This is a genomic window from Streptomyces sp. PH10-H1, assembly GCF_030063355.1.
GTDB lineage: Bacteria > Actinomycetota > Actinomycetes > Streptomycetales > Streptomycetaceae > Actinacidiphila.
Genome location: NZ_JASISZ010000004.1, coordinates 79556 through 95994 on the forward strand (window position 1 = coordinate 79556; position 16439 = coordinate 95994).

Sequence of the window (16439 nt, forward strand, 5' to 3'; positions counted from 1 at the left end):
CGCCCCGGCTCCGGTCCGCCCCGAGTGCCCGTGTTCGTCGCGGACTCATTCTGTCCGCATGGCGTCGTAGCGTAGGCGGCATGCCGACGACGACGCTGGACCGCCGTGCGCTCAACCGTGCCCTGTTGGAGCGCCAACTACTCCTGGAGCGGGCGAAGATGCCCGCGATCGAGGCGGTCGAGCGGTTGCTCGGCATGCAGTCCCAGGCGCCCGGCGCCCCGTACATCGGCCTGTGGACGCGGCTGCGGGACTTCTCCTTCGACGAGCTGGCGCAGCTGATGAAGGACCGCGGGGTGGTGCGGCTGACGCTGATGCGCGGCACCGTGCACCTGGTCAGCGCGGCCGACGCGCTGCTGCTGCGGCCGCTGCTGCAGCCGGTGCTCGACCGGATGGTCAGGGGCGCCGGCTGGGGAGGAACGCATCTGAAGGGTGTGGACCGCGACGAGCTGGTGGCGGCCGGCCGCGAGCTGCTCGGCGAGCGCCCGCGCAGCCCCCGTGAGCTGCGCGAACTGCTCGCCGAACGGTGGCCGGACACCGACCCCGATTCACTGGAGAAGGCCCTGCGCAGCTGGGCGCCGCTGGTGCAGCTGCCGCCGCGCGGCCTGTGGGGCGAGAGCGGACAGCCCACGTACGCCACCGCCGAGGACTGGCTCGGCGCGCCGCTCGCCGCCCCCGACCCGGGCCCGGTCGTCGAGCGCTACCTCGCGGCGTTCGGCCCGGCGACCGTCGCCGACATCCAGAAGTGGTCGGGTCTGACCGGGCTGCGCCAGGTCGTGGCGGGCTTGGACCTTCGTACCTATCGGGACGAGGACGGCCGGGAGCTCCACGACCTCCCCGGCGCGGTGCTCCCGGACCGGGACACCCCGGTCCCGGCCCGCTTCATCGCCGACTTCGACAATCTGCTGCTGTCGCACGCCGACCGCACCCGGATCGTCGCCGAGGAGTACCGCGGGCGGGTGATGACGGTCAACGGCATCGTGCACGGCACGATCCTGGTCGACGGGTTCGTCGGCGGCACCTGGCGGTTCGACCGTACGAAGGGCAGCGCCGCAGTGTTCGTCACGCCCTTCGCGCCGCTGACGGCCGGCGACCGCGACGCCCTCGGCGAGGAGGGCGCGCGGCTGCTGGCCGCCAGCGATCCGTCGGCCGGAAGCCACGAGGTCCGGATCGAGCCCGCGGTGTGAGAGCGCCCCGGTGGCACGGTCGGTGTCGTCGGTGCCCGTCAGCACAGGGCGGCGACGGCCTCCGGATCCCGTGCCCGGCGCGCGGTGAGCAGCGGATCGACCGTCACCGTGACAGCGCCCAGCGGCGCCGCCAGCGCCCGTACCGCGGGCTCGGAGAGCCGGATCCACGCCTGCTCGGGGCCCATGACCGACCGCAGCCACCGCTCGCTGGTGAACGCGACGGCGGTTCTCGAACCGAGCGGCGTACGGCACAGCCGCAGCGTGTATCCGGCAGGTCCTGGCCGTACTGGAACGTACAGCGGGCCTTCCGGACGGTCTTGCCCGGCATTCCCGACTTTCCCGGGCTCTTCTGCGCGGCTGCGCGGCATTGCGGTCCTCCCGTGGAGCGGGACGAATAATCCCGGCTGCTTCCCCGACGGTACCGCCACGGGCTCCCGCACTCACCTCGCGGACCGGTCGATGATGTCCCATTGGCCGTCAACCGGAGTGAACTGACACATCGTCGACATCTGTCGGCGGGGTACGGATCAGCGGTAGTTCAACTCGGCAAGCTCGGTGGCCAACTTGGTGCGGCTACTGGCCGGCCTCCCGGGCTGCGGCGAGCGCCAGATGCCACGGGTACTCGCCTGGCCGCCCCTGACCTGGCTCGTTCGGGACGAAGCCGCCCTCCCCGTACAGCACCGTCACCCCGGCGCCCCGGAGTGTCTCCACGGACCGCTCGAATTGCGGGTGCTGCACGAACGCCGCGTTCACGCACGGCATCGTCACCATCGGAATCCGCTTGCCGATGCCCTCGGTGACGACGCCCACGACGAAATGGTTCGTGATCCCGAGCGCCCACTGGTTGAGCGTGTTGAACGTGGCCGGCGCAAGCAGCACCACGTCCGCCGGCGGCCATACATCCGCTTCGCCGGGCAGCTTGTACTCGCTGCGCACCGGGTGCCCTGTCAGCGCGGCGAGGCCGTCGAGGTGGTCACCGAGCCAGCGGGCCGCGGTCGGCGTCAGCCCCAGGCACACATCCCAGCCGTCAGCCTGCGCGTCCTCGATCACCCGGGCAATGTCGACCACCGGCGGGGCAGCCGAGCCGAACAGGTACAACACGCGAGAGTCCATGGCTCCATCTGATCCCGCGAAGACGATCACATGCAACCGCCCCCGAACCAGACGGCGTCGGGGCGATTCCAGTTCCCGCACACGGCTGCACGGGTACCGTTCCAAGTGCGAGCAAGGAACGAGGCCACTATGCCGAGACGCGACGATGAACACACCGGCTCCCGCATCGCCTACCACCGGAAGCTTGCCCGACTCCGGCAGCGCGACCTCGCGGACCGCATCCCGCACTCCTACAGCCTCCTCACCCAAGTCGAGGCCGGGCACAAACCCGCCTCCCCGGATCTGATCGCGGCCGTAGCGCAGGCTCTCCACATCGATGTCACCAGCCTGACAGGACAGCCCTACGTGACCGAACTCCAGCAGGACCGCCTCGACGGCCTGGTCCGGCCCATCCGCGAGGCCCTGGACCTGTACGACCTCGGAGCCGACCCCGCCATCAGGCCCCGGCCGGCCGGCGAACTCGTCACCGCGGCGGAGGAGCTGTGCCGGCATGTGCGGGCGACGCGGCTCAACAAGGCCGCGGAGAAGCTCCCAAGGAGAAGGGCAATATCAACCACCTCGCCGCGTGGATCGGTCTCTGAGCGGTTTTCACCCTCCCGCCTGCGGAGTTTCTCCGTCAAGTGAAAGTTAGGGCCCTACGGCGTCGTCACGCTGGTCACAGACCTGATCGACGACCCCGGGGGATGATCCCGTGAGCACCAATAACCAGCCGCTCGCCTTCTTCTACGACCGGCACGCCACGCCGTCGACCGGCATCCTGCAGGTACGCCTGGAGGCGTGCCGCGAGTACGCGGCGGAGCTGCGGTACGAGGTCGCGGGCGAGTGGATCGACAGGGGCGACGATGCCCTCAGTGACGACCGGCGCCCGCAGTTCGACGCAATGCTCGACGCTCTCGCAGGCGCCTCCGTCGATCGCACGGTGTTGTGCCTCATCAACGGCTGGGACCGGCTGAGCCGCGACCCCGGACGCTGCGGCCACTTCCGGTACCGGATTCACATGGCGGGTGGCTGGACGGAGACCACGACCGGCGAAGACGACCGGCCCGGCAGTACCCGCCCGAGAGCGTTGACAGCGTTCCCCTTCGCCGTGGTCCCGGAGGCCGCATCATGACCGCCCCGTCCGTGGCCCGGCTGACCGGCGTGTGCCAGGCCGCGAAGAGCGACCCGGAGTTGCAGCGGTTCTGCAACGGGAACCGGGACGTGTACGCGCACAACGCGCCCAAGGGCGAACCGCCGGCGGTACGGGACCGGTGCGGCTGCACCTGCCACGCGGCGGACGTGCATGCCTGACCGTTCCCGCTGCCTGGCCGCGCCCTCGGTGATCGGACTCGCGTTCATCATCCGTTGCCCGAGGAGCCAGCCGAAAGGTGGCGCCGGCCGCGGTCCCGAAAACCGTCGGGGTGCGATCGGGATGCGATACGCCACCGCTCAGCGCTTGATGCTGTGGCCGCCTATCCCCGTCAGGCGGCCGGGTCCGCGGACGCCGTCCTCGTGCCACCAGAAGCTGAGGCCGGTGGCGGCGACGATGAAGCCGCCGACGGAGCCGAGGGCGAGCAGGCCGGTCATGCCGCCGCCAGGATCACTGCGGTTCTGTTCGCCGAGATGGTGGATCGTGAGCACCGATAAGAGCACCGAGGCGGCCCCCGCCAGGGTGGCCAGCAGCCATGCCCAGCGCCGGGCCCTGGTCGCGGGGATGCTGAAGACCGTGTACGTGAGCGAGGTGCGGCAGGTCTCGCACGCGAGGGTCGTCGACTGGCAGCCCTTGACGGGGCGTTCGACGGGGATCGCGAAGGTCGCCGGCCGGTGCTGCGTGTAATTGCTGTGGCGCTCGGACGAGAGTAGATGCGTGTACCGGGACCGGGGATGCCGCCCCAATTGGCGATTGCCCACCACAGCTCCTTGACGTCTTGTGCCGGTGGATCACAGTAGGCGTCAACTTGCTTGTGGCATAGGCATGTTGAGGGTTGCCATCCGAGGCTGGACGGGTATGGGCGGACACGCGCGATATCACGGTTATGCGCGGGCGCCGGATTAATCGTCAAGAAACTTTACAGATAGGAGATTGGACGAATACCCCCCATTGGGTGGCGGATCCGCGGCACATCGTGGATCTCTCGCTGCATGGCAGAGAACTGATCGGATCTATAGACCCACGGGACGGGTCAGTAGCCCGTCCTCCTCGATTGCGGCTCGATTGACTGCGCGTGCCCCGGGTGCTCCGGGGCACGCCTCCACCCGGGGTGGCGCCGCCGCCACGCATCGCTCGCGTTCCGCGCGGCCGGGGGCCGCTGGTACGTCATCAACGCGACACCGGACATCGGCGACCAGATCGAGGACTGCCCGGAGCTGTGTCCCGGGCCCGGAGCGCGGCAGACCCCGCTGGCCGGGCTCGTCCTCACCGACGCCGAACTCGACCACACCCTCGGCATCGCCCGGCTCCGCGAAGCCCGCGGCCTCGAGGTGATCGCGACCCGGCCCGTACGCCACGCGCTGCTCATTGGACTGCGGCTGGGTGCGGTGCTGTCGCCCTACACCGACCTGGAGTGGCGGGATCTGGGGGCCGAAGCGGAGCCGCTCGCCGAGGGATCGGCCGTGGAGATCAACGCCATTCGGACCGGATCGCCGGGCGGCGCTCCTTCGCCGCGAAGGAACGCGCGGCCGGACTGGTCCGCGTCGGCGGCCTGCCGCTCGGCCTGAACGTCGTCCTGCACCGCGACAACCTGGACGCCCTGGACGCCATCGTCGAACTGGGCCTGGCCTGGGGCGTCGACCGCATCGAGCTGGCCAACGCCCAGTTCTACGGCTGGGGCCTGCTCAACCGGGCCGCGCTGCTCCCCTCCCGCGAGCAGCTCGCCCGCGCGCGGGACGCCGTCGGGCGGTGGCGTGAGCGGCTCGGCGGGCGGCCCGAGCTGGTGTGGGTGGTGCCCGACTACTTCGACGGTGTCGCGAAGCCGTGCATGGGCGGCTGGGGCGCGGTCTCGCTCACCGTCGCCCCGGACGGCACCGTTCTGCCGTGCCCGGCCGCCGCCACCCTGCCCGGTCCGGACGCGCCGAATATCGGTGACCACACGCTGGAGTGGATCTGGGACCGCTCCCCGGCCTTCAACCGCTACCGGGGCACCGCGTGGATGAGCGATCCCTGCCGCTCCTGCTCCCGCCGCGAGGAGGACTTCGGCGGCTGCCGCTGTCAGGCCTTCGCCCTCACCGGCGACGCCGCGCGCACCGATCCGGCCTGCGGCCTCTCCCCTGACCACGGCCTGGTCCGCGCGTTCGCCCAGGAGGGCGGCGCGGCCGCATCCGCTCCGTACGTCTACCGGTACCCCGGACGGGTTTTCTGACGGGACCGCCGCATGCGCAGGAGCGCCGCCCGTATGTCGACGGCTTCGCCGGATTCGGTCACGGTCACTCCTTCAGCCCGCCGCCCCCCGCTCGGGGGTGGTGAGACCCGGGACACTGGATGGACGATGCTACTCAGCGGTCAAGCACTGAGGAGGACACATGGCGGTGACCGGCGCGACGACCGGCGCGACCGAGGAGTTCCGGGCGGCGCGGGACTTCCTGCTGCGGAACCGTGCGGACTACGCGACGGCGTACGCGGGATTCCGCTGGCCCGGGCCCGAGTACTTCAACTGGGCGCTGGACTGGTTCGACCGGATCGCCGAGGGCAATGACCGCCCGGCACTGTGGATCGTGGAGGAGGACGGCACCGAGGGCGTGTTCTCGTATGCCGAGCTGGCCGACCGGTCCGACCGTGTGGCCGGCCACCTGCGCGGCCTCGGCGTACGGGCCGGTGACCGTATCGTGGTCATGCTCGGCAACCAGGTCGAGCTGTGGGAGACCGCGCTGGCCGCGATGAAGTTGCGCGCCGTCGTCATCCCCGCCACCCCGCTGCTCGGGCCGCTCGATCTGGCGGACCGCATCGAGCGTGGCGGCGCCAAGCATGTGGTGGTCCGGGCCGAGGACGCCGCCAAGTTCGACGAGGTGCCGGGGGAGTACACCCGTATCGTGGTCGGCGGTGAGGCCCCGGACTGGCACCCGTACGAGGAGGCCTACGCGAGCCCGGCCGGCTTCGAGCCGGACGGTCCGACCCGGGCGGACGATCCGCTGATGCTGTACTTCACCTCCGGTACCACCGCCCGCCCGAAGCTGGTGGAGCACACCCACGCCTCGTACCCGATCGGCCATCTGTCGACCATGTACTGGATCGGCCTCAAGCCCGGGGACACCCACCTCAACATCTCCTCGCCCGGCTGGGCCAAGCACGCCTGGAGCAACCTCTTCGCGCCCTGGAACGCCGAGGCGACCGTCTTCATCTTCAACTACACCCGCTTCGACGCCGGCCGGCTGATGGCGGAGATGGACCGGGCCGGGGTGACCAGCTTCTGTGCCCCGCCGACCGTGTGGCGGATGCTGATCCAGGCGGACCTGAGCGCGCTGCGCACCCCGCCGCGCGAGGTGGTCGCGGCGGGGGAACCGCTGAACCCCGAGGTCATCGAGCATGTCCGGCGGGCGTGGGGGGTCACGATCCGGGACGGCTTCGGGCAGACGGAGACCGCGGTGCAGGTGGCCAACAGCCCCGGGCAGCCGCTGAAGACCGGCTCGATGGGCCGTCCCAGCCCGGGTTACGTGGTGGCGCTGGTGGATCCGCTGACCGGGAAGCCGGGTGACGAGGGAGAGATCTGCCTGGACCTCTCCCACCGGCCGGTGGGGCTGATGACCGGCTACGCGGGCGACGAGGAGCGCACCGCGCGGGCGATGGCGGACGGCTACTACCGCACGGGTGACATCGGCTCGCGGGACGCCGACGGCTACATCACCTACGTCGGCCGCTCCGACGACGTCTTCAAGGCGTCGGACTACAAGATCTCCCCGTTCGAGCTGGAGAGCGTGCTGCTGGAGCACGAGGCGGTCGCCGAGGCCGCCGTCGTCCCTGCGCCCGATCCACTGCGGCTCGCGGTGCCGAAGGCGTACGTGGTACTCGCGGCGGGCTGGGAGCCGGGCGCGGAGACCGCAAAGGCGATCTTCGCCCACTCCCGCGCGTCACTCGCCCCCTACAAGCGAATCCGCCGCCTGGAGTTCGCGGACCTGCCCAAAACGGTGTCCGGCAAGATCCGCCGCATCGAACTGCGCGAGGCCACCGCCCGGGACAGCAGCGCCGAATACCGCGAGGAGGACCACCGGTGAACCGGGTGAACCCGTCGGCGGGGTCGATGGCGCCGGGGTCACCCGAAGTGCGCGGCGAGGCCGCTGCCCAGTAGCGCGAAGGCCCGGTCCAGGTCCGCGACCGCCTCGGGGTGCACCTCGGCCGCGCTGCGGCCGTCCGACAGCTTCCGCCAGTTGTCCATGGCGAGAACCTGGTGCGCGGCGATGATCTGCGCCGCCGCCAGCTGCGGCGTCACATCGCCCGGCGGGGCCGAGGCGGCTTCGCGCAAGGCAGCGGCCAGGGCCTCCTGGTCGCGGGTGGTGTACTGCGTCAGCCGCGCGATGAGGCTCGGGGCCGAGTACAGCAGGGCGAGGAACGCCAGCACCTCAGGTGTGTCGTTGAGGCCGGTGACGGGCTCACGGGCGTCGAGGCCCGTGGCACAGTGCCGGTACAGGGCCGCCAGCGGCGCCTCGTGGACGCGGCGGCCGCGCACCACCCGGGCGAACTCGCCCTCATGGTCGGCGAACCGGTGCAGCGCCAGGTCTTCCTTGCTGGGGAAGTACCGGAAGAGCGTCGGCTTGGACACCTCGGCCGCCGCGGCGACCTCGGCCACGGGCACCTGGTCGAAGCCGCGTTCGAGGAACAACGCGATGGCCGCGTCGGAGATGGCCTGACGGGTCCGGTTCTTCTTCAGCTCCCGCAGCCCGGTCGCCGGTGATCCGTGGCGTTCGTTCATGCCGCAGATCCTAGCAGAAATGCAACCTGGCATCGAATGTGACTCGGTTGTGTTTGGGACTCGGTCATGCTTTTCTATGTCTCCCAGCGAATGCCGAGGAGAGGACAGCAAATGACCAGCGTGCTGATCGTGGGAGCGGGACCGACGGGACTGACCCTGGCCTGTGAGCTGGCGGGGCGTGGCACCGCCGTGCGGATCATCGAGAAGTCCCCGGAGTTCCACGTGGGTTCGCGGGGCAAGACGCTCAACCCGCGCAGCCTCGAAGTCTTCGAGGGCATGGGGATCCTGGACCGGATCCTGGGGATCGGACGCACCGACCTATTCCTGCGCAAGTACCGGGGCGGCGAGATCATCGCCGACACCGACCCGTTCACGGCCGTTGAGCAGGCGCCCGGAACTCCCTACGTCCGGGGGCTGTTCGTCGCGCAGGGGAACGTCGAGCAGGTGCTGCGGGACCGGCTCGCCGCATGGGGAGTGAGCGTCGAACTCGGCACCGAGCTCACCGGGTTCGAGCAGAGTGACGGCGGGGTGACCGCCACCACCGCGGCGGGCAAGCGCATCGAGGCCTCCTATCTGGTGGCCTGTGACGGCGGACGCAGCGGCATCCGCAAGGCGCTGCCGGTGACCTTCGAGGGCACCACGCTCCAGACCCGGACGATGGTCATCGGCGATGTCGAGGCCGACGGCCTGAGCCGGGACTTCTGGCACCAGTGGATCGACGAGGACGGCGCGATCATGCTCTGCCCGCTGCCGGGCACGAACTTGTTCCAGCTCCAGGCCACCCCGGAGCGGAACGCGGCGGGCGAACCGGTCGAGGCATCGCTGGAGAGCTTCCAGTGGCTCTTCGACCGGCACGCCAGGATGCCGGGCGTACGGCTGGCCAACCCGGCCTGGATCTCCACCTACCGGGTCAACGAGCGCATGGCCGACCGCTACCGCGTCGGCCGGGTCCTCCTCGCGGGGGACGCCGCGCATGTGCACTCGATCGCGGGCGGCCTCGGCATGAACACCGGTATCCAGGACGCCTACAACCTGGGCTGGAAGCTCGCGCTGGTGGCCGCAGGACAGGCGGGGGACGGCCTGCTCGACACGTACGAGGAGGAGCGGCTGCCGACCGCCGCGTGGACGATCGACACCACCGGTGAGCGGTGGCGCGAGGTCCAGCGGACGATCAAGGAGGCCGGCAGCGGGACGGAGGGCGTGATCACGAGTGACGTCCTCGGTCTCGGTCTGGGCTACCGCTGGAGCTCACTGGCCGTCGAGCGCGACGGGCGTGACGGGTGCGACGGGCGCGGCGGGCGCGGCGACGACAGCCGGGTGCGCGCCGGTGACCGGGCGCCCGACGCCCCGCTCCGGGACGCCGACGGCGCGCCCGTCCGGCTCTTCGAGGTCTTTGCCGGAACTCACTTCACCCTGATCGGCTTCGGAGCGGACAGCGCCGAAGCCCTGCGGGAGAGCGAGGACAAGCACGGCGGCACCGTACTGGCCTGCCTGATCGGGGCGGGCCCCGGCGGGCTGGAGGACCACGAGGGCCACGCGGCGCGCGAGTACGGCGTCACCGGGGACGCGCTGGTGCTCGTACGCCCCGACGGCCATATCGCGCTCACGGCGCTGGCCGGTGACACCGAAGCCGTGCACGAGTATCTGAGCGCCCTGGCGCGTTAGAGCTCCCGCGCAGCACAGCGCCCCCGGCCGGGGAAACCGGCCGGGGGCGCTGTGGTGTTCCGGGCCGGGGCCCGGGACGGATCAGACGAGCTGCGAGATCGCGGTCGGGGCGTGACCCGGCTCGGTGGCGATCTCCTCGAACTCGACGACCGCGCTGATGTCGTTGGTCTTGCTCATCGCGATGTTGGTGATCCGCTCGAGGATCGCCTCGACGACGACCGGCACGCGGTATTCGGCGGCGAGCTTCTTGGCTTGCTCGAAGGCGGGCAGCAGCTGGTCGGGCTCGGTGACCCGGATCGCCTTGCAGCCCAGGCCCTCGACGACCTTGACGTGGTCCACGCCATAGACGCCCAGCTCCGGCGAGTTGATGTTCTCGAACTCCAGGTTGACCTGGAAGTTGATGTCCAGGCCGATCTGCGCCTGGCGGATCAGGCCGAGGTAGGCGTTGTTCACCAGGACGTGGACGTAGGGGATGTTGTGCTGCGCGCCGACGGCCAGCTCCTCCAGCATGAACTGGAAGTCGTAGTCACCGGAGAGGGCGACCACGGACGCCTCGGGGTCGGCGGTGGCGACACCCAGCGCGGCCGGGATGGTCCAGCCGAGCGGGCCCGCCTGGCCGCAGTTGATCCAGTGGCGCGGCTTGTAGACGTGCAGCATCTGCGCGCCGGCGATCTGGGAGAGGCCGATGGTGGTGACGTACCGGGTCTCCGGGCCGAAGGCCTTGTTCATCTCCTCGTACACCCGCTGCGGCTTCATCGGCACGTTGTCGAAGTGGGTGCGACGGTGCAGCGTGGCCTTGCGCTCCTGGGCGGAGGCGGCCCACGTGCTGCGGTCCGGCAGCGTGCCCGCGGCCTTCATTTCGCGGGCGACCTCGACGAAGAGTTCCAGTGCGGCCCTGGCGTCCGAGGCGATACCGAACTCGGGGGCGAAGATCTTGCCGATCTGGGTGGGCTCGATGTCCACGTGGACGAACGTGCGGCCCTTGGTGTAGACATCGACGTTGCCGGTATGGCGGTTGGCCCAGCGGTTGCCGATGCCGAGGACGAAGTCCGACTCGAGGAACGTCGCGTTGCCGTAGCGGTGCGAGGTCTGCAGGCCGACCATGCCGGCGTTCAGCTCGTGGTCGTCGGCGATGATGCCCCAGCCCATCAGGGTCGGGATGACCGGGGTTCCGGTCAGCTCGGCGAACTCGACGAGCAGCTCCGAGGCGTCGGCGTTGATGATGCCGCCGCCGGCGACGATCAGCGGGCGCTCCGACGCGTTCAGCAGCGAGATGGCCTTCTCGATCTGCTTACGGGTCGCGGCCGGCTTGTAGACCGGCAGCGGCTCGTACATCTCCGGGTCGAACTCGATCTCGGTCAGCTGGACGTCGATCGGCAGGTCGATGAGGACCGGGCCCGGACGGCCGGAGCGCATCAGGTGGAACGCCTGCTGGAAGACGCCGGGGACCTGCGCGGCCTCCAGGACCGTGGTCGCTGCCTTGGTGACCGGCTTGGCGATCGAGGCGATGTCGACGGCCTGGAAGTCCTCCTTGTGGAGCACTGCGGTCGGGGCCTGGCCGGTGATGCAGAGGATCGGGATCGAGTCGCCGATGGCCGAGTAGAGGCCGGTGATCATGTCGGTGCCGGCCGGTCCCGAGGTGCCGATGCAGACACCGATGTTGCCCGGGTTGGCGCGGGTGTAGCCCTCGGCCATGTGGGACGCGCCCTCGACGTGCCGGGCGAGCGTGTGCTTGACGCCGCCGGCGGCCTGGAGGGCCTTGTAGAAGGGGTTGATCGCCGCACCCGGCACGCCGAACGCGACGTCAACGCCCTCAAGCTTGAGGATTTCCACGGCCGCACGAGCGGCAGTCATACGAGGCATCGAGTACTCCAGTGTCGGACTGTCGGGGTGGGCTCTTGCTGCGAGGCCAGGGCGCCCGGTTTCCACAGTGCTTGTTTCCGCAATACGGAAGTGTAGTTCTGCTATATGGAAGTAATCTAAGACGCCGTCATCCACGCGTCAAGGGAGCACCCGCGCAGGCCCCCGTACGGGCCCTGCACACCCACGCGCCCGTGCACCCGCCGCGGACGCGAAAGAGCGGGCCGCCAACCGGCAGCCCGCTCTCGGTGGTTACGACATCGCTAGGGAATGACGGGTCCCGATCGCATCAGCGCGTCGGCCGCGTCGTTGACCGGCTGCGGGGTGCCGGTTAGATCCATCACGAACAGCGGTACCTCCAGCTGGTCGGCGCGCAGCCGGGCGTCGTGCGCGTAGCCGGCCAGGGAGAAGAAGGCGCCGACGGCGTCCTCGTTGAGGCAGTTGAGCCACAGGCACTCGATGTCGCGCAGCGTGGTGGGCTGGGTGGTGGGGTCGATCTGGGCCACGAGGCCGTCGCCGCGCAGATCGATGCCGTTGGCCGCGTGGTCGCCCGCCGGGCGCACCCCGGCGAAGCCGAGCCACTTCAGGTACTGGGCGGCGGCGGTGAGCGCGTCCCGGCCGGTACGGATGGTGACCGGGCGGAACGGCGGACGGGGCGCGGGCGCCGGCGGACCGGAGGCGGGCACGGAAGGGGTGCCGGAGAGCGGGCGCAGGGCGGCGGTGGCCGGCCCTGGAGGGGTGAGGGCCGCGGTGTCGACCGGCAGCCGGATCACCGAGCCGCACTCGCAGCCGAATTCGGGCTGCGGCCACTGGTCCAGCCGGCCGCAGTCGGGGCAGCGCATGCTCACCCAGGAGTCGTCCCACGAACGGTGGCGTATCTCGACCGGGACTCCGCCGCGCAACAGCGGGAGCGTCAGCGGCGTGCCGCAGGCGCAGGGGTAGGTGGTGGTGCTGAACGCGTGCTCGCGGCGGCAGGCCGGGCAGCGCACGGGCACACTCTCTGCCATGGTTCGACTCCAAGGCGGGCTCCGGCGACGGTCGTTACCCCATCTTGCAGGAGATTGGACCCGCCCGGCGACGCAGTTGGCGCGACAGGACAGTCGTCGCGCCGCCGGGCGGAACCCATAGCCCGCACTGCCGTGACCTACCCCTCAGAAGTTCACGGCGGTGCGGGCCGGCTTGGTGGGTCAGCCCTCGCGCAGTGCGCGGACCGACGCTTCCAGTCGCGTGCCGTACTCGGTGTCGGCGGCGTGGAAGTGGGCGAGGTTCCTGTCGACCACGTCATCACGGGTGACCTGCGAGAGGAAGCCCGCGATGTTGGCGATCAGACGGGACTTCTCGTCGTCCGACATGAGCCGGTACAGCTCGCCGGCCTGGAAGAAGTCGTCGTCCTTGACGTGAGACGTGGCCTCGTGGGTGCCGGTGTAGCCGGACACGGCCTGCGGGGCGGACAGCGCCAGGTCGGTCTGGGACGGACCCTCGTACGAGTTGGGCTCGTAGTTCTTCAGGCCGCGGCCGCCGTTGCGGGTCGACATCAGACCGTCACGGCCGTAGTTGAGGGCTTCGGTCGCCTTCGGCGCGTTGACCGGCAGAAGGGTGTGGTTGATGCCCAGGCGGTAGCGCTGCGCGTCGGCGTAGGCGAAGAGCCGGCCCTGGAGCATCTTGTCCGGGGACGGGCCGATGCCGGGCACGAAGTTGTTGGGGGAGAACGCGGCCTGCTCGACCTCCTGGAACACGTTGTCCGGGTTCCGGTCCAGCACGAGGCGGCCGACCCGCTGCAGCGGGTAGTCCGCGTGCGGCCACACCTTGGTGACGTCGAACGGGTTGAAGCGGTACTCCGCCGCGTCGGCCGCCGGCATGATCTGCGCGTGCAGCGTCCAGGACGGGTTCACACCGCGCTCGATCGACTGCACGAGGTCGCGCTGGTGGCTGTTGGCGTCCTTGCCGACCTGCTCGGCGGCCTGCTCGGAGGAGAGCGAGCGCACGCCCTGGTTGGTCTTGAAGTGGTACTTGACGAAGAAGGCCTCGCCCTGCGCGTTCGTCCACTGGTACGTGTGCGAGCCGTAGCCGTTCATGTGACGGTACGAGGCGGGGATGCCGCGGTCGCCGAAGAGCCAGGTGATCTGGTGGGTCGACTCCGGGGAGTGCGACCAGAAGTCCCAGACGTTGTCGGCTTCCTGGATACCGGTGAACGGGTCGCGCTTCTGCGAGTGGATGAAGTCCGGGAACTTGATCGGGTCCTTGATGAAGAACACCGGGGTGTTGTTCCCGACGAGGTCGTAGTTGCCCTCTTCGGTGTAGAACTTCAGCGCGAAGCCGCGCGGGTCGCGCACCGCGTCGGCGCCACCGAGGTTGTCGGCGACGGTCGAGAAGCGGATGAACGTCTGGGTGCGCTTGCCGACCGTGTTCAGGAAGTCGGCGCGGGTGAAGCCGGTGACGTCGTCGGTCACCTCGAAGTAGCCGTACGCACCGGAGCCGCGGGCGTGCACGACGCGCTCCGGAATGCGCTCCCGGTTGAACCGGGCCAGCTTCTCGATGAGCTGCTGGTCCTGGATCAGCAGAGGGCCGCCGAGGCCGGCGGAGGCGGAGTTCTGGTTGTCGGCGACTGGTGCGCCGGACTCAGTTGTCAGCGTGTGCTTGGGCATGGCGGCCTTCCGTAACTACCAAGGGAAGCGAAAGCTTGTATCGGTATGCCGGACATTAAGGACCGGCCCCGGGAAATGTCAACAGTTTGTTGAAGTTGCTGATGGGGTGCTGAGTGGTGCCGCCCGGCGGTGCGTTTGGGCGCGACAGGACAGGTCACGCACCGCCGGGCGGAATCTGGGGGCGAGGCGGGGCCTCGCGGCCGACCGGATGCCGGTCAGCGGGTGCCGGTCAGCTGATGACGGGCAGGCCGGACAGCCGCTCGACACCGCGCAGCAGCGCCGAGTGGTCCAGGCCGCCGTCACCCTGGGCGCGCAGCGAGGCGACCAGGTTGGCGACGACGGAGCCGACGGGCAGCGCGGCACCGACATTGCGGGCGGCGTCGGTGACGATGCCCATGTCCTTGTGGTGGAGGTCGATCCGGAAGCCCGGGGCGAAGTCGCGCTTGAGGAAGTTGTCCTTCTTGCGGGTCAGCACGGTGGAGCCGGCCAGACCGCCGTTGAGGACCTCCAGGGCGGCTTCCAGGTCCACGCCGGACTTCTCCAGGAAGACCACGGCTTCGGCGCACGCCTGGATGTTGACCGCGACGATGAGCTGGTTGGCAGCCTTGACCGTCTGGCCGGAGCCGTGCGGGCCGCACAGGACGATCGTCTTGCCGAGCTTGTCGAGGATCGGCTTCGCGATGTCGAAGTCGGCCTTCTCGCCGCCGACCATGATCGACAGTACGGCCTCGATGGCTCCGGCCTCGCCGCCGGAGACCGGGGCGTCCAGCACGCGGATGCCCTTGGCGGCCGCGGCCTTCGCCAGGTCGACGGAGGTCTGCGGGGTGATCGAGGAGGTGTCGATCAGGAGCGCGCCGGACTTCGCGTTCTCCAGGATGCCGTTCTCGCCGTAGGCGATGGCCTCGACCTGCGGGGAGGCCGGCACCATCGTGATGATGACGTCGGCGTCCTTGACGGCCTCGGCGATGGAGGCCGCAGCGGTGCCGCCGTTGGCCGCCAGGCGGTCCAGCTTGTCCTGCTCAAGGGTGTAACCGGTGACGGAGTAACCCGCCTTGACCAGGTTCTCGGCCATGGGGGAGCCCATGATGCCGAGGCCGATCCAAGCGATCGCCGGGCGGGTTGGGTGGGAGGAACCCGTGAGGGAGCTCATGATCTGTGACCTTTCGGATCAGTGGGCGGAGAGCCACTGGAAGTTGTCGGCACTCGGGCCGGTGGGCTTGTATTCGAGGCCGATCCAGCCGTCGTAGCCCGCCTTCTGCAGGCGGCCGACGAGGTCGTCCAGCGGCAGCGAGCCGGTGCCCGGAGCGCCGCGGCCCGGGTTGTCGGCGATCTGCACATGGCCCGTCTTGCCGGCGAAGCGGTCGATGACCTCATTGAGGTCCTCGCCGTTCATCGACAGGTGATACAGGTCCATCAGGAACTTGGCGTTGCCCAGTCCGGTGGCCGCGTTCACCCGGTCCACGACCTCGATCGCGGAGGGTGCGCTGACCAGCGGGTACAGCGGCGACTCGGGCTTGTTGAGCGCCTCCACCAGGAGGATCGCGCCGACCCGGTCGGCGGCGCGGGCCGCCAGTACCAGGTTCTCCAGGGCCAGGGCATCCTGGACCTCGGGGGCGACGCCCTCGACCCGGTTGCCGTACAGCGCGTTGAGCGCCGTGCAGCCGACGGAGCGGGCGAAGTCGGCGGCGACGTCGATGTTCGCGCGGAAGCGGTCCGACTCCTCGCCGGGGAGCGACAGCGCGCCCCGGTCGGGGCCCGGCAGCTGCCCGGCGTAGAAGTTCAGGCCCACCAGCTGGGTGCCGGCGTCGTTCAGCGCGTTGCGCAGTGCGTCGAGTTCGGCCTGGGTGGGGGTGGGTGTTTCGATCCAGGGCCACCACAGCTCGACCGCCGTGAAGCCGGCCGCGGCGGCTGCCGCGGGACGCTCCAGGAGCGGGAGTTCCGTGAAGAGGATCGAGAGGTTCACATCGAAGCGCGCGTCGGAGAGGCTCACTAGCGTTGCGCTCCTTCCGTATTGCGGAAGTTAGTTTCTGCTTAACGGAAGAGTGAATGAACTGGGCGGCGGCTGTCAAGTGGGGATGTCCCCCCGGGAGGCC

General features: G+C 70.0%; 15 protein-coding genes and 2 pseudogenes. 8 read left to right on the forward strand and 9 right to left on the reverse strand.

The window, feature by feature from the left end:
• Positions 1-80 precede the first annotated feature (80 nt).
• Positions 81-1184, forward strand: a complete 1104-nt coding sequence (locus QMK24_RS04155; protein ID WP_283463712.1) for a winged helix DNA-binding domain-containing protein — start codon at positions 81-83, stop codon at positions 1182-1184.
• A 38-nt stretch (positions 1185-1222) separates the two neighbouring features.
• Here the strand turns inward: QMK24_RS04155 and QMK24_RS04160 are convergent, their stop codons facing one another.
• On the reverse strand, positions 1223-1552 hold the full coding sequence (locus QMK24_RS04160; protein ID WP_283463713.1) for an SAV_915 family protein: 330 nt from the start codon (positions 1550-1552) through the stop codon (positions 1223-1225).
• 205 nt (positions 1553-1757) lie between these two features.
• Positions 1758-2297: a flavoprotein gene (locus tag QMK24_RS04165; protein ID WP_283463714.1), complete on the reverse strand. Its 540-nt coding sequence runs from the start codon at positions 2295-2297 to the stop codon at positions 1758-1760.
• Between the two features lie 129 nt (positions 2298-2426).
• Between QMK24_RS04165 and QMK24_RS04170 the strand changes: the two are divergent.
• The 3 genes and pseudogenes from QMK24_RS04170 to QMK24_RS04180 form a co-directional block, all read left to right on the forward strand.
• Positions 2427-2858, forward strand: a pseudogene (locus tag QMK24_RS04170) (helix-turn-helix domain-containing protein); the annotation flags it as partial.
• Positions 2859-2988: 130 nt separating this feature from the next.
• Entirely contained in the window at positions 2989-3408 is a 420-nt protein-coding gene (locus QMK24_RS04175; RefSeq protein ID WP_283463715.1) for a recombinase family protein, read from the forward strand.
• Positions 3405-3587 carry a hypothetical protein gene (locus QMK24_RS04180; protein WP_283463716.1) on the forward strand — a complete coding sequence of 61 codons (183 nt, stop codon included), beginning with the start codon at positions 3405-3407 and terminating at the stop codon, positions 3585-3587. The genes QMK24_RS04175 and QMK24_RS04180 overlap by 4 nt, the downstream gene beginning before the upstream one ends.
• Positions 3588-3725: 138 nt before the next feature.
• Here QMK24_RS04180 and QMK24_RS04185 read toward each other — a convergent pair whose 3' ends face one another.
• Positions 3726-4187: a hypothetical protein gene (locus QMK24_RS04185; RefSeq protein WP_283463717.1), complete on the reverse strand. Its 462-nt coding sequence runs from the start codon at positions 4185-4187 to the stop codon at positions 3726-3728.
• Between the two features lie 456 nt (positions 4188-4643).
• Here QMK24_RS04185 and QMK24_RS04190 point away from each other — a divergent pair, with 456 nt between their 5' ends.
• From QMK24_RS04190 to QMK24_RS04200, 3 genes and pseudogenes are all read left to right on the forward strand, one after another.
• Positions 4644-4994 (forward strand): MBL fold metallo-hydrolase, encoded by a 351-nt coding sequence (locus tag QMK24_RS04190; protein WP_502989139.1) that lies wholly within the window; start codon positions 4644-4646, stop codon positions 4992-4994.
• A pseudogene (locus QMK24_RS04195) lies at positions 4901-5635 on the forward strand (SPASM domain-containing protein); the annotation flags it as partial. The gene QMK24_RS04190 and the pseudogene QMK24_RS04195, both read left to right, overlap by 94 nt.
• 160 nt (positions 5636-5795) lie before the next feature.
• On the forward strand, positions 5796-7481 hold the full coding sequence (locus QMK24_RS04200; RefSeq protein WP_283463718.1) for an AMP-binding protein: 1686 nt from the start codon (positions 5796-5798) through the stop codon (positions 7479-7481).
• A gap of 38 nt (positions 7482-7519) precedes the next feature.
• Here the strand turns inward: QMK24_RS04200 and QMK24_RS04205 are convergent, their stop codons facing one another.
• A complete protein-coding gene (locus tag QMK24_RS04205; protein WP_283463719.1) occupies positions 7520-8176 on the reverse strand; it encodes a TetR/AcrR family transcriptional regulator in 657 nt (218 codons plus the stop codon).
• 111 nt (positions 8177-8287) lie between these two features.
• Between QMK24_RS04205 and QMK24_RS04210 the strand changes: the two genes are divergently transcribed.
• Positions 8288-9841, forward strand: a complete 1554-nt coding sequence (locus QMK24_RS04210) for an FAD-dependent monooxygenase (RefSeq protein WP_283463720.1) — start codon at positions 8288-8290, stop codon at positions 9839-9841.
• A gap of 81 nt (positions 9842-9922) precedes the next feature.
• Here QMK24_RS04210 and gcl read toward each other — a convergent pair whose 3' ends face one another.
• From gcl to QMK24_RS04235, 5 genes are all read right to left on the reverse strand, one after another.
• Positions 9923-11704, reverse strand: a complete 1782-nt coding sequence (gene gcl / locus QMK24_RS04215) for a glyoxylate carboligase (RefSeq protein WP_283463722.1) — start codon at positions 11702-11704, stop codon at positions 9923-9925.
• Between the two features lie 260 nt (positions 11705-11964).
• Positions 11965-12708 (reverse strand): hypothetical protein, encoded by a 744-nt coding sequence (locus QMK24_RS04220; protein ID WP_283463723.1) that lies wholly within the window; start codon positions 12706-12708, stop codon positions 11965-11967.
• Between the two features lie 180 nt (positions 12709-12888).
• Positions 12889-14346, reverse strand: a complete 1458-nt coding sequence (locus tag QMK24_RS04225; RefSeq protein ID WP_283463724.1) for a catalase — start codon at positions 14344-14346, stop codon at positions 12889-12891.
• A gap of 229 nt (positions 14347-14575) precedes the next feature.
• Entirely contained in the window at positions 14576-15496 is a 921-nt protein-coding gene (locus tag QMK24_RS04230) for a 2-hydroxy-3-oxopropionate reductase (RefSeq protein ID WP_283463725.1), read from the reverse strand.
• A gap of 18 nt (positions 15497-15514) precedes the next feature.
• Positions 15515-16336, reverse strand: coding sequence for a TIM barrel protein (locus tag QMK24_RS04235; protein WP_283463726.1), 822 nt, complete (start codon positions 16334-16336; stop codon positions 15515-15517).
• Between the last annotated feature and the right edge of the window lie 103 nt (positions 16337-16439).

Coding starts and splice junctions, on each gene's coding strand:
- QMK24_RS04155 (WP_283463712.1), top strand. CDS start 81: ATGCCGACGACGACGCTGGACCGCCGTGCGCTCAACCGTGCCCTGTTG.
- QMK24_RS04160 (WP_283463713.1), bottom strand. CDS start 1,552: ATGCCGCGCAGCCGCGCAGAAGAGCCCGGGAAAGTCGGGAATGCCGGG.
- QMK24_RS04165 (WP_283463714.1), bottom strand. CDS start 2,297: ATGGACTCTCGCGTGTTGTACCTGTTCGGCTCGGCTGCCCCGCCGGTG.
- QMK24_RS04180 (WP_283463716.1), top strand. CDS start 3,405: ATGACCGCCCCGTCCGTGGCCCGGCTGACCGGCGTGTGCCAGGCCGCG.
- QMK24_RS04200 (WP_283463718.1), top strand. CDS start 5,796: ATGGCGGTGACCGGCGCGACGACCGGCGCGACCGAGGAGTTCCGGGCG.
- QMK24_RS04205 (WP_283463719.1), bottom strand. CDS start 8,176: ATGAACGAACGCCACGGATCACCGGCGACCGGGCTGCGGGAGCTGAAG.
- QMK24_RS04210 (WP_283463720.1), top strand. CDS start 8,288: ATGACCAGCGTGCTGATCGTGGGAGCGGGACCGACGGGACTGACCCTG.
- gcl (WP_283463722.1), bottom strand. CDS start 11,704: ATGCCTCGTATGACTGCCGCTCGTGCGGCCGTGGAAATCCTCAAGCTT.
- QMK24_RS04220 (WP_283463723.1), bottom strand. CDS start 12,708: ATGGCAGAGAGTGTGCCCGTGCGCTGCCCGGCCTGCCGCCGCGAGCAC.
- QMK24_RS04225 (WP_283463724.1), bottom strand. CDS start 14,346: ATGCCCAAGCACACGCTGACAACTGAGTCCGGCGCACCAGTCGCCGAC.
- QMK24_RS04230 (WP_283463725.1), bottom strand. CDS start 15,496: ATGAGCTCCCTCACGGGTTCCTCCCACCCAACCCGCCCGGCGATCGCT.